Annotated in this window: 10 protein-coding genes and 1 pseudogene; 7 read left to right on the forward strand and 4 right to left on the reverse strand. The window is 36.2% G+C overall.

Translation table 11 applies throughout. From position 1 onward, the window contains the following. The first annotated feature begins 189 nt into the window (after positions 1-189). The 6 genes from Q4550_RS01645 to Q4550_RS01670 all read left to right on the forward strand — a co-directional run bounded on the left by Q4550_RS01645 (position 190) and on the right by Q4550_RS01670 (position 7,972). Positions 190-1,977: an ABC transporter ATP-binding protein gene (locus Q4550_RS01645; RefSeq protein ID WP_303529792.1), complete on the forward strand. Its 1,788-nt coding sequence runs from the start codon at positions 190-192 to the stop codon at positions 1,975-1,977. A 15-nt stretch (positions 1,978-1,992) separates the two neighbouring features. Next, a complete protein-coding gene (locus Q4550_RS01650; protein WP_194220701.1) occupies positions 1,993-2,571 on the forward strand; it encodes a MauE/DoxX family redox-associated membrane protein in 579 nt (192 codons plus the stop codon). Position 2,572: 1 nt separating this feature from the next. Next, entirely contained in the window at positions 2,573-3,139 is a 567-nt protein-coding gene (locus Q4550_RS01655; RefSeq protein ID WP_283152690.1) for a TlpA family protein disulfide reductase, read from the forward strand. A gap of 13 nt (positions 3,140-3,152) precedes the next feature. Then, a complete protein-coding gene (locus Q4550_RS01660) occupies positions 3,153-4,103 on the forward strand; it encodes an ABC transporter permease subunit (RefSeq protein WP_194220699.1) in 951 nt (316 codons plus the stop codon). Continuing rightward, positions 4,100-5,107: a hypothetical protein gene (locus Q4550_RS01665; protein ID WP_303529800.1), complete on the forward strand. Its 1,008-nt coding sequence runs from the start codon at positions 4,100-4,102 to the stop codon at positions 5,105-5,107. The genes Q4550_RS01660 and Q4550_RS01665 overlap by 4 nt, the downstream gene beginning before the upstream one ends. A 1,566-nt stretch (positions 5,108-6,673) precedes the next feature. Beyond that, complete coding sequence (locus Q4550_RS01670) at positions 6,674-7,972, forward strand: purine/pyrimidine permease (protein ID WP_303529802.1); 1,299 nt, start codon at positions 6,674-6,676, stop codon at positions 7,970-7,972. A 215-nt stretch (positions 7,973-8,187) separates the two neighbouring features. On the opposite strand, the gene Q4550_RS01675 is transcribed toward Q4550_RS01670, so the two are convergent. After that, positions 8,188-8,397, reverse strand: coding sequence for a hypothetical protein (locus Q4550_RS01675; RefSeq protein ID WP_303529804.1), 210 nt, complete (start codon positions 8,395-8,397; stop codon positions 8,188-8,190). A gap of 184 nt (positions 8,398-8,581) precedes the next feature. Further along, a pseudogene (locus tag Q4550_RS01680) lies at positions 8,582-9,252 on the reverse strand (5'-methylthioadenosine/S-adenosylhomocysteine nucleosidase family protein). A 1,182-nt stretch (positions 9,253-10,434) separates the two neighbouring features. Between Q4550_RS01680 and Q4550_RS01690 the strand changes: the two are divergent. Further along, complete coding sequence (locus Q4550_RS01690; protein WP_303529813.1) at positions 10,435-11,790, forward strand: metal-dependent hydrolase family protein; 1,356 nt, start codon at positions 10,435-10,437, stop codon at positions 11,788-11,790. Between the two features lie 7 nt (positions 11,791-11,797). Here Q4550_RS01690 and Q4550_RS01695 read toward each other — a convergent pair whose 3' ends face one another. Further along, a complete protein-coding gene (locus tag Q4550_RS01695) occupies positions 11,798-12,172 on the reverse strand; it encodes a VOC family protein (RefSeq protein WP_303529816.1) in 375 nt (124 codons plus the stop codon). Between the two features lie 511 nt (positions 12,173-12,683). Then, on the reverse strand, positions 12,684-12,881 hold the full coding sequence (locus Q4550_RS01700; protein ID WP_303529819.1) for a hypothetical protein: 198 nt from the start codon (positions 12,879-12,881) through the stop codon (positions 12,684-12,686). Positions 12,882-13,488: the final 607 nt, after the last annotated feature.

The following is a 13,488-nucleotide window of genomic DNA, read 5'->3' on the forward strand; positions in this document are numbered from 1 at the left end:
CTCTAAAGTTAGTCGCTCTTCTTGTGGATCTACTTGTGATTCTAACGGAAATCGCATATGGCAAACATCTTATTATGACAGTGTGACTGGACAAAAGTGTAAAACGATCTATAATTCTTGTTCTTGCTAATGAAGAAAATACATAGACCAGGATTCTTCCTGGTCTTAAACTAATTTGGCGGTAAAGATATGAATATTCATTATTTAAGAAAGAGTTTTCAATTCGTATGGAATATTAGTCCACTGTGGTTTTTAGCTTCTATCTTCATTAGAGTGGTGACTGGTCTTTTCCCCCTAGCTACTCTGTGGGTAACTAAAGAATTAGTAAATGCAGTTGTACTCATTATTAGTGCTGACGAACCTAATTATCAGCGTGCGTTTTTATTTCTCACCCTAGAATTATTTCTAGTAGGTCTCTCCTCTACACTCAAGCATATATCCGATATTTTTGATGAACAAATTGAAGTGAAATTAGATTACAGTGTTGGAAAACTTGTGTCAGAAAAAGCAGCTTCAGTACCACTTAGCTATTATGAAATACCTGAATTTTATAACCACCAGGAACGTATTAGTGGAAACTATGGTAATAAGCTAATGTCCCCTGTAAAGAACATTCTAGACTTGGGACAGTTCTCCATAAGCTTACTATCTTATTTATCCTTCTTGCTGTCATTCCATTGGGGATTAGCGATCTTAAGCGCAATTTCTGCAGTGCCTATATTATTATTGCAATCGCGCTTTGGCAACGAGAAGTTCTTCTTATTAAAGCATCAAACACAAAAAGCGAGAGAATCCAATTACTTCAACTTCCTTCTTCAAAATCGACAATCAGCTAAAGAAGTAAGGCTTTTTCATTTAGGGCCCTTTTTCTTGGAAAGATGGGGAAAGTTATTTTTAAGTAATAGCAATGAAGTTCTTGCACTTCTAAAAAAAGAAAAGAAAGTGCAAATGGTGCTCGATCTTTTTACAGCCCTTTTGTATAGTCTTTCGGCAGCCATTGTGATTTGGTTACTAAAGAAAAAGAATTTAGGTGTAGGTGAATTTGTTTCCATTGGACAAGCGATTAAAGGAGCGCAGGCTTCCTTAAATATGATGGCTTCTTATCTCGCTAAAATTTATGAAGAAAACCTCTATATCGAAGACCTGTTTGAGTTTTTAGATTTCAGAGATGAGGAATTTGCTTTTGAAAACAATGAACGTATACATAGTTTTCCCGAAAAGCTTAAAAAAGGCATTACGATTCATAATGTAAGCTATCATTATCCGGAAAGTAAAAAAACGGTCATAAATAACATCTCTTTTTCAATTGCTCCCGGGGAAAAAATCGCCATTGTAGGGGATAATGGATCCGGAAAAACCACCCTCGTGAAATGTCTCCTTGGACTATACCCTGTAAGTCATGGAGAAATCCTTGTAGATGGCATTAACATTAACTATTTTGATCCTATTACGCTAAAGAAAAGTATGACGGGAATTTTTCAAGACTTTATGCAGCTTCCCTTTTCCATAAAGCATAATATTACTCTTGGTGATGTTGAAAATATGGAAGATACGGTTTTAATGAGAAAAGTAACCAAACAGTCTGGCCTTCTCGACACGGTCCAGCAGTTTCCAAATCAATTTGATACCCGATTAGGGAAGCTCTTAGGTGATGGTGAAGATTTATCTGGTGGACAGTGGCAAAAGCTTGCCCTATCTAGAGCCCTGTTTAGTAAAGCCAATATCATTCTCCTTGATGAACCTACTGCTTCACTCGATCCTTTAACAGAACTAAACATCTTTAATCAATTCAAAGAACTCACTCAAGATAAAACGACTATTTATATTTCGCACCGTATGGCCGCAGCTCGATTAGCTGATCGCATATTGGTTATGAAAGATGGCGAATTGGTTGAAGTCGGGAATCATGAAGAATTACTTGCACGTAGGAAAAATTATTATGAAATGTTTACAAGCCAAGCTCAATGGTATGCCTAATTCGGAGGAATGCTTATGGAAATACTCTTACTTTTTCTTAGGTTAGGGATAGCGATTATTCCGGTAACCTCTGCTTATACCAAAATGCGAGATCTCACTAACCATGAACAAAGCATACAAAACTATCAGCTTATACCTGATCGGTACGCGAAACCAGTAGCGAAATTCGATGCTATCGCTGAAATGATGGTTGGTCTCTTGCTATTAGTTGGCCTCTTTTATAAAGTCAGTTTGATCTTCTTTACTGGATTAATCGTTCTCTATACGCTTGCGATTCTAATCAATCTAAGGAGAGGTCGCACATCACTTTCATGTGGCTGTGGAGGGATTGTTGGCGAAAAGCCAATCTCATGGAAGCTTATTTTCAGAAACCTATCCATTATCATGGTGGCCGTAATGTTGTTCTTTAGTTCAACAAAAGTTGGCATTCTTGATTATTATGCATCCACTTCATCATTGAATGAAGTCTATCCACCACTTTACTTAATTGCTTCATTTTGTTTTTTTGGCATAATCGCGACGTTCTTTGTCCTAGTAGAGGTTAAAAAGATAAATCACCATTTTAATCGGTTATTACACAGAGGAGAGATATAAAATGGAAGTGAATTGGGGGCTTCTTTCACATATTGGCTTATGGTTATTTCTTTTGATGCAATTTGCGATATTACTGTACTTTTTAAAACAAATTACGCAGTTTTTAAATCGATTTAGAAATGTTGGCGCAACTATAGAAGAAAAGACGTTACAAGTTGGGGAGAAAGCTCCACTGTTTCGGGTGAAAGATGAAGAGAATCAACAAATTTCGCTTGCTGATTTTAATAATAGACATTTAATTATGATCTTTAGCAGCACGACGTGTGGTACTTGTTCGACTTTATTAAGTCAAGTCCCCTTTCTAGCTGACACCTACCAAACAAACATATTCGTCATTACTCATGATAGAAGAGAAAAGGGATCCGTGCCTTCTATTCCGAATACATATTATGTAAGCTCGGCTGAACTCTTTAAAAACTATTACATTAAAAAAGTGCCTACAATTTTCATAATCGATCATGAAGGAAATATCGCTGCACAGGGGGATATGAATGAGTTAGAGAACTTATTAAGCATAGTTCCAAAACAAACTGTTGCTTCTAGCGAAACAAAGATTTCTCAATTGTAAAAGGAGGGCCGTGATGAAGAAGTCACTTACCTTGCAGATTGCATTCCAATTTCTATTAACTTCAATAGGCATCCTACTAATTGGCTCACTTCCTTACTTGTTTTTTAATATGAAATCGCAACTAAACGTGCTCAAAATGATTGATAACAATTCGTTAAATAATACTTCGTTTTTATATGACACAATCGTACTTAATTTTGATGCATACGTTCATCACATGCTTCATCTCTTAAACGTCATCCTAACAGGCAATACCATTGAGTACTACGTTCGGGGGAGAGAGTTACCTTTATTCCCGGAATTCATGGAAGTTTACCTTACTTCTATGTTTTACCTATTTATTTCTATCGTCCTAGCTCTTATCTTAGGAATCCTTCTTACATTCCTTACAATGTTACTTCCGGTTCATAAAAGAACTCTTCCTAAGGCTTTTCTTTTTATTATTGAATCATTGCCGGACATTTTCGTGATTTTAGTTGCACAATTAGGCATTATTTGGGTCTATAAAAAAACCAACTTTCTTCTTTTTAACATTTCCAGCGGTTTCGATGAAAACGCGATCGTTCTTCCGGTCCTCGTCCTATCACTACTGCCTGGTATATACATATATAAGTATTTATTGTTGTCCTTTGAAGAAGAGGAGAAGCTTCTTTACGTAGAACTAGCACGAGGAAAGGGATTAAAGCGATCAAGAATTTTAGTGTTACACGTTTTTAGGAACTCAATATTAACTTTATTTAACCATTTTAAGGGCGTCTTTCTTTTTGCAATCGCTAACTTATTAATGTTGGAGATTATCTTTAATATTAATGGGTTTATGACCTTTATTTTTGAGAATGGGGTACTGAATCCTGAAATACTAACCATGGGGCTGTTTATGGTATTTATCCCTTCTTTTATCATGTTCACAACAGGAAAAGTTACGCTAGAACACTACTTCAATATTGGTGGGAAGAATATATGAAGAAACAATTAATCCAACGTCCGTTGTTAATAGGAGGCACTCTCTTTATCTTATTCCTCCTTATAGGAAGTTTCGTATACACCACGTTTGCAGATCCGGCTCCACCTGAAAAAGTATTGTATGATGAGAATCGTAATGCCATTGCCTTAGCACCTTTCCCGCCCTCCCTACAGTTTCCATTAGGGAGTGATCTCGATGGAAATAACTTCGTACTCATGCTCCTCGAGGGGGCCAAGTATACCATTGGACTATCCATCATCGTTGCCTTCGGACGAATGCTATTCTCTTTCATAGGCGGATATCTTTTGTTTAGGTTACCGAGTGCTTTTCGAAAACTGTTAGCCGGGCTTGCAGATGCGCTTCACTATGCGCCGGTTACGATTTTTACCTACATATTGATCGCTCCCGTTGTGTTAACCTTCAGCTGGAGCTATGATACCGTTACGAAAGTCGTCTTCCCTATGCTCGTGCTTATTTTCATCAGTGTACCAGTACTTTCCCTTTACATTCAAAATGAACTCGACCTCATATCTAAAAAGGAATTCATAGAAAGCGCCAGAACTATGGGCGGAAGTAAATTTCATATTTTCAAAAACCATCTAGCACCTTTCCTGAATCCTAAGTTACTACTCCTTTTCGTTCAACAAGTCGGACAGGTCCTCGTTGTCTTTGCCCATCTTGGTCTTTTGAAAGTATTCATAGGCGGCACAGACGTCAGAGTTATTGAGTATGACATGGACACTGGAAAAGCCTTCACGGACTCATTTTCGATGTCAAATGAGTGGGCAGGGCTGATCGCTCAAAACTTCCAATACGTCTCTTCTTTTCCCTGGATGATTCTTGCGCCCGTTACCGCCTTTGCATTAACCATTCTAGCCGTGAACTGTATCGTATATGACTTAACGTCTTCTAAGCCTCTCAAATTGAAAAGAAAGAAAAAGAAGCTGCATACTTCAACGATAAAAAGGACCATACCACCGGAGAGTTTTGAATTCAAAAGCTAATCCAGTCTTATATAAGAAGTCATTCAGTCACGAATGGCTCTTTTTCATTTCGTTTTTCTTTGTAATGACGGATAGGGAGGCGAAGGTATTGAGAGCATTTATCACAAATTCAATCATGCTCACTCATCATAACTTCAGAAGAGATTCATTTACAAAACCAAATGAAATAAGGAGCTTATCTTATTATTGATAAGCTCCGAGATACTTGAAAACTAGCTTCAGAAATATCTTCTAGTCCAAAAAAATTCTCACCCGGTAATGTTTAATGCTCTTCCTTCATGGATCTTTTAATATCAAAAAAACCTATCATTCCACACACCAATACGCCCAATAATAAAACACTTGTAAGAATCCAATTATCTCCCCAACTAGTGATCACGCTAATTAGACAACTGAATGCTATAGTTATCGCTCCATACTTTTCTCGCCATTTATCTATTTTAGACATATAAGCACACTTCATCACGCACCTCCATAAAACAATCAAGTACTCAAATCGAAACGATATCATGGAAAAACTCTGATTCAATCGAAGATCAAATCTAGTAGAATAATGCTTCTTACTTTCAAAATTTTCATCCATACCCCCCTCGTATTCCCAGTCATACTTCCTTATATAATCGGACTCATTTGGCGAATGAAGAAAACGGCCATTTCAACTTAGTATGTCTCTTTCATATTTCTCTTAAATCGATTAACCACTAAACCCGAAAGTGCAGATAGCAAAGTTAAGATGAACCCCGTCGTCGGATTCAAGTTTCCCGAAAACTTCAGGATACTCAAAGTTAGGAGCAAAAGTGGTAAAAACACTAAAAAGAAAACCTTTATTTTCAGCCTCATACATTACCTCCTACATCTAGGCTTAACTAAATTCTCTAAACTTCTAATACCAATTATTTCAAATCATCTCAACTAGTACAATCGTTACTTAAATAAAATCGAAGCTTACCTTATTAAAAGTAAGCTCCGAAACAACTGGAAATACCAGTTCATCACACTTTCTTTATAATCATTATTTCCCTACTGACTTTAACAATTTATGGCTTACTACAAGAGAGGCAGGAATGCAAAAGATAACAAATAGGATTATACCGATGGCATCAGTTGCAAAACTGTAAGGTATATATTTGTTATAAATAAATCTAATGATCTTAAAGAATCCGTACAACAAGAAACAAGTAATTAGTAAATACAATATTTTACTAGATATCGCTTCCATTAAACCCCATCCCCTTTTACCCAAAGGCTATCATAAACAATTATAGAAAAATAGAATTCGATAGAGATTGAGCCATACCTCTTCTCTAGTGAATCCCCTCCCTCCACCTATTTAAAATCATTTATTTCAAACAAATTAAGCAATGAATAGATATCACTGGTACATATCTTGAAACCAATGAGTATAAGGAGAATGCTTCCTTTTTACAAAGTTCCTTCAAAAAACCAAGCTTTTTATCAATATATTATTTTTCATTTGCTAGACTGCCTTATTAATACCAATTGATAATGAGAAATGATAAACTGGTACAATTAATCTTTTACAAAGATAATAAAGGAGCGTTCAAATTGGATAAGCCTGGCTTAGCAACCAACATGCTAGAAACCTTCCAATGGTTTGTGTTTCTGCTTGCGAGTGCGGTTGCATTGCCTATCGTCATTGGATCGATTTATGAATTGAATTTTATCGAAATTTATGGTCTCATGCAGCGTACCTTTTTCACTGTAGGGATCGCTTCATTATTACAAGCATTGTTCGGCCACCGACTCCCCATAATGGAAGTACCTGCTGGCATTTGGGTTAGCATTTTTTCCGTTATGGCCGTAACAAGCGTTCAAGCAGGAGGCACTTATAAAGGAACATTACAGACGTTAGAAATGACCATGATAATTTCAGGATTATTCTTGATTCTCTTCGGCGCTTTCAAGGTCACACAAAAGATACTTCCGGTTTTCACACCGTTAGTAACCGGATCATTCTTCCTACTCCTGACAGTACAATTAAGTGGCACTCTCCTAAAAGGGATGCTAGGGTTACAAGAAAGCTCAAGTACAATTCAAGGAACGCAAGCGCTCATTGCTTTTCTTACCTTTTTCATTGTCCTGGGTTTATCTACGTTTGCAAGAGGATGGTTGAGCAGTTACGCCGTATTTATTGGCATCGTTATCGGATGGGTGATCTTTAGAAGCGTGATTGGAGTCCAGGAAGAACAAGCGACAGTGGCCTTATTTTCAACACCTGATTTGTTTGGATTCGGTCCCCCGCACTTTAATCTAGGTATTTTACCGTTAGCGTTTATCATTGCTCTCATTTCAATATCCAATATTGTAGCCTCCATTGAGGCGGTGAGACAGACCCTTGGCGAAGACCCCGAAAAGCGCAGACGTCAAGTGAATAACGGAACCATGTTCTCGGGTATTAACCACGTCATCGCCGGTGGGTTTGGATCTGTCGCGAATGTTCCATCAGCTACTTCATCTGGTTTTATCGCATTAACTGGGCAAAAGCGTAAGATGCCATTCGTTTACGCAACCATCTTGTTATTGCTGATTGCCTTTTTCCCTCCCGTGATGACATTAATTTCAAGCATTCCATCTCCAGTAGCCAATGCCGCTTTAATGGCTTCCTTTGTACAATTAGTAGCTATTGGAATTAATAGTTTCACACTCGAACCACTAGATTCTAGAAAAATGACGATCATTGGCGTCTCTTATTTATTTGGTATGGGAGCGATGTTTCTCCCTTCTGAAGTCTTCTCAAATATGCCAGCTATCGTTCAGAATGTGGTGAGTAATGGGCTACTTGTTGGGACTGGTCTTGTCATCATAATGGAACAATTGTGGAGGACAAACAAGGAAAGACGATAAAAAGTAGCCACGATTTTAACTACTCTACAGAAGCTAGTCTATCTTCTAATAAGTGCTTAAAGCTCTTCGCACAAACTATTAGTGAAAAACTGCCGGTCGAACAAATGAGTAAGATGTTCGACCGGCAGTTTTTTTATTAGTACTTTTTATAAAGTTCATTTTATCAAAAAATACTTATTGGGTTAACAAAATTCACCTTATATATATTGACTCTTTTAATCAAACATAAAAATGAGTGCCATAACTGACATTGTCATTAAAATGAATGCACTAATAATAAAGGTAACTATTGAAGCGAAAATATATTTCCCCTTTTTAGAATAATAAATAGAGCTTACTACAGCCAATAAAAATAAAATAGGAGAAAGCACAATTCCATATGAGCCTAATGTTAGTATAGCTAATAATAAAAATAGTAAAGGCAAGTCTTTCAACTCCTAATTTCTTTTGTTCCGTAATTCCGTCCGTTCTCTCAATAACAGCATACTTTCATGTACATGTTTACGTAAAATCATATAATCATCAAAACAAAATAATCCAGTTATATAAAAGGTTTGATCAGCTTTTCATTAAATCAACAACCATAACTTTTGTATGACTTTTCATTTTCTAAATAAATCTATTTAAATATTCGCCAAATATTTTGTTCATTACTTTCGGGGTGTTTTCTAAATAAACATTCATCTGTTCAATGTTTGATTCGAATTTATTAGCGTTTCTTTCATCCGTTGGAAAATCAGATATTCCTTTAATAATAATGCATTCAACATCATTCTTCTTACAAATATAAGCAATTGCTGCCGCTTCGGTATCCGCTATGGTTATTTCGTTTTTCTTCAGTTCTAAATAGTCGTTCCACATAACGACTGCTTTATCAGCGGTACCAATTGTTCCTTTATGAAAATCATCTCCATATTTTGATAGATCAATATGAACGATAAAGGATTGTTTAATAAGAGGCTCAATTTCTTTTACCGTGCAATCATATTGAACGGCTTTGTCGGGTACAAAAATATCTACATTACGAAACTGATCATTTATTCCTGCACATGTTCCAGCAACGATTACTTTAGTTAATTTAAATTTAGAAATCATATACTGATTACCACCAACACATTTACTTTTCTTACACCGGTACTATAAAAAACAAGTTCGGTATCATTCATTGTTCTCATGAAATACTCCCCATATGGATAACCGAAACGTTCGTTATTTCTTATTCCGAAGTATTTCAATGTCGCTTCATATTCCCACTTCGTTGCTATGCTTATTCCTATCATCGACTTCGCACCCTACTAAAATGATTTATCACTATTGAATGTCTATATACGGACTAGATCCCATTTTGTCGCTATTCTTTTTTACAATGTTCAGCGACAATTGGTTAATAATTTTACTAACCTGTTTCGTAAGGTCAATAAGGGATAAGCTCTGAGATAATGGAATCACCTCATAAATAAAAAGCTAATTATTTCCCAAAGTAGAAGGCTATACCCAAGAACCATGATTAATCTATTCATAAATGCTGGATTTTCCCTACCGTTTCTCCTGTCCTCAAAAAAGTCATAGGAACCTTTCACCGTCCAAAACACTATGAATATGAGCCAACCAACATAGTCGTTTGAAGGACTTTTATCAAGCAAGAACTTGGTGGCGATTAATATAATGGCAATAAGAATTAGGTTTCTTAAGAGAAACGTTAAGTTTTTTGAATGCTTGTAGGATACTTCACTACTCTTCAAATGAACCCTCCTCTTGTTTGGCGATTCTTCATGATTCATAAAAAAACTTACCAAATATATCGATACCAATTATTTCAAAATATTCCTTATTACTCAATCTTTTATTTTATAAAAGGAGCCTTTTCTATTAAAGAAGTGCTCTGGATAACAAAAGCAGAGTATGCACAAAGATTTTAAAAGAGTCTAACGGAGCTTCATTTATTTGTTAAACATAGGGAAGCTGATTCATTTAGTCTCCATTAACTAGTTCGAGAGAGATTTATTAATAGGATCTTATAGAGTGAACTACACGTGTCATCTTGATAGTTGAAACACGATATTATAAGAAATATTGTTAGTTACCTAGCATCAATTTTCGTTCGACCCCTATTCATTTTGCCTCTATCCCCCCCCCACTTCCTCATGATTCCTTTTCACGATCTCGCACTTTTAACACCACTTCCGTTTTATATTTGATTAATATGAAATGATTGTTGTCAAAAGTGTTATGCTAGTCTTTAAAGTGGTCAAATTGATAATCAGAAGCGACTTTTTTCTAAAGACCATTCGTACCCTACCAGAACTCCACATCTCCATGAAGGCTAGAGTAAATCCCTATCTTTTGAATGACACACTTATTAACACTGCGATTAGAAAAGTTGATTAGCAGATTCCTTGCTTAAACGAAACCTTATCCTAATTAACTTTTACTATTTGAATGAGTCGAGAGGAGTACATAGATTGAAAAAAAGGTATGCATTAACGAATGTTCATGTGATTAATGGGGACTTAAATAGAAAACTACAAAAGAACATGACAATTTTAATCAATGAACAAGGAAATATTCAACAGATTGAAAAAGAACAATCAACGACCATCCCGAATGATTATGAAATAATTAATCTATCGGGAAAGTACGTAATGCCCGGTCTTATTAATGCACATGTCCATCTATTCTCTGACGGTAAACCCTATCATGTATCCCTAAGTGAAGGTATTCTCGACTTTGCTTATAATCATCTATTAAATACGAAACTAGGAAGAAAAATATTAAAAAAACGAATGAAGCGAAACGCCCTTACAGCGCTCCATTCTGGAGTTACAACGATGCGAAGTGTAGGAGAATTTTTCTACACAGATGTTGAACTGCGTGATGAAATCATTGCAGAAAAATTTATAGGTCCGAATTTACTTGTATCAGGATATTTCCTAAGCGTAACAGGAGGACATGGTGCACCTTATCTCGCTCATGTTGGAGACTCTCCATGGGAAGCAAGAAAAAATGTTCGATTGAATGTTAGAAGTGGTGTAGATTTGATCAAAATATGTGTGACTGGTGGAGTAACAGATGCGAAGCAAATTGGGGAAGCAGGCCGTTTGCAAATGACTGTGGATGAGGTTTCAGCAATCTGTGATGAAGCTCATAAAATCGGTTTAAGAGTGGCTGCTCATGTAGAAAGTACTGAAGGTGTAAGAATCGCATTAAAAGGCGGTGTAGATACTATCGAGCACGGTGCAGAGATGGATGATGAAATCATTAGTCTTTTTAAGTGCAATCCAAATTCTTTGGACGGTTATACTTCGCTTATCCCAACACTTCAAGCAGCTTATCCTTCAGCTATTTTAGATGCAAGTCTATCTAAGGTAAATGATGTTGTGAAGGAAAACTCTAAGTTGGTATATGATTCGATGTTATTGGGTGTTAAACAAGCTATTCGCCACGACATCAACATGGGGATTGGTACCGATTCCGCTATGCCTTTCGTCACTCATTATGACTTGTGGAGAGAACTCGACCATTATATTAGGCAGACGAGCTTGGATACCAAAGATATCATTGATCTTGTTACTCGTTCTAATTCGGAGATTTTAGGTATTAATGAAAGTACTGGAACTCTTGATATTGGTAAAAATGCAGATTTGCTCGTCTTAGAAAAAAATCCGCTAGATAGCATTGAAGCAATATCAGGAGTAAACATGGTTATGGTTAAAGGTGATTTAATCAAATCACCTTCTATTCCTAACATTAGCGAAGTTGACGATATTCTAAACTCCGTATGGAAAGCTCAGAATTCAACAAATGAAACGAGTTTTTAGTTATCATTTACTCATTAAACACTACCATTGTAGGATATAGTGTAAGCCTCCTGTCTATTCGAGAACAGGAGGCCTTGTTTATTAGTGAAGGAGAATTGTGTGACTGGGGTTGCTCCCCTGGAACATTTACATTGAAATGAACCCCGAACTTGTCTTTTCCCATCCCATACAAAGGGCTAAAGTCTGTTTTATGAAGGGGGATAACCACTTGTCCGCCGTCTTCCAAAGCAGAGAAGATTTCTCCTGCTATTGCCTCTTCTTCATGGTGGATGGCAATCTGAATCGTATTACCTGGCTGATAAGGCATACGTGCAAACGTAACAGAGAACATCAGATCCGCGTCGCCTACTTTCAATTGGGCATGCATAACACGATGCTTCATGTCCTCCGTCATATGAAAAGAGATATCTAGAAACCGCCCTTTTGTTTGAACAAACACTAAGTAAGTTTTATCTCCCTTCCAACTTTGAAAGGGTTCATACTCTAACTCCTTTCAAGAACCAACTCATAAAATGAAGTTGGCCCTTTTAGATTAGATCAGACACATCGATTTCAACATGGTGAAGTAACCTCTCCGACACTTAGATCCTCCCTTTTATTATTCAATGATCGCACCCGATTGCAAAAAATATCGAAATAAAACTTTTCATACAAAAAACATAGGAAAGATTTAATCTCCCTATGTTTTTCATCATATTATTTATCTGCCTGGTTTTGCTTCTTTTTTAAATACTTCACACGTATTTTTACCACTTTTCTTCTCTTACAAGAGAATTTATTCAACAATATAATCTATTTATTGCAGGAAGCTTTATCTTGTACACTTATTTCATAAAAAGTGTTCTTCTACTTTTTTAAAGAAAGGCTCCGACATGACGGATCATAGATATTCATTATGATTGTTTCCAACCACTAGTTTGTATCCTTAGAACAGAAGCTGTTACTCCTATGAGGCAGAAGATAATTCCTATTGGCAAGATGAAGAATAGTAAAAGGTCTGGAATTATTCCAAGGTACGGTAGAATTGTACACATTGGAACTGCAACGGTCAGGGTTAATAAGATAATCAAATCTAGTTTTTTGGTATCCAAATAAAAGTCCTCCTAAACAAATCAATAGTTTGATTAACATCTAATCTTAGCCAAAATGATTAATACCAATTATTTCAAAACAGAGCTTATAAATCCATCTTTTCTCCTCAAAAAAAGAGCCTATCTAATTAAAGATAAATGAAGATATCCCTATGCTCACGAAAGTATCATTAAATAAAAATACACACAGAGCTGTCCAAATTACCACAACTATTACAAAAGATAGCCTTGGATAAAATACTTTGATTACAACTAAATAAAATATAATCAAAAAAAGAACCAATGTGAAACCATTGTAATACCAAAACTCAATATCCTTTGTATCATAAATAAAAAAAGAGAAAAAAAAAACGGAAATACTATTATAACTAACAATTTACTTTTATTATCTTTGGTCATAGCAACCCCTCCTAATTCCTCAGGCTTTCCACAAAAGATAGCTCACTTTGTTCACCATGACGGCAAGCGCATACTAATGGTCTGTTCCGTCCCCTTTACTTCATCAGGAACACATACCCTCAGACGTTTCAATTCCCTTTCAAGGTTTTGGAGTGAATATAGCTAATTTCATATATGTAAGAGTTTGGTTTTATTTCCAATAACCTCA

The sequence above is a fragment of the Anaerobacillus sp. 1_MG-2023 genome (genome assembly GCF_030547345.1).
Lineage (GTDB): Bacteria > Bacillota > Bacilli > Bacillales > Guptibacillaceae > Guptibacillus > Guptibacillus hwajinpoensis_B.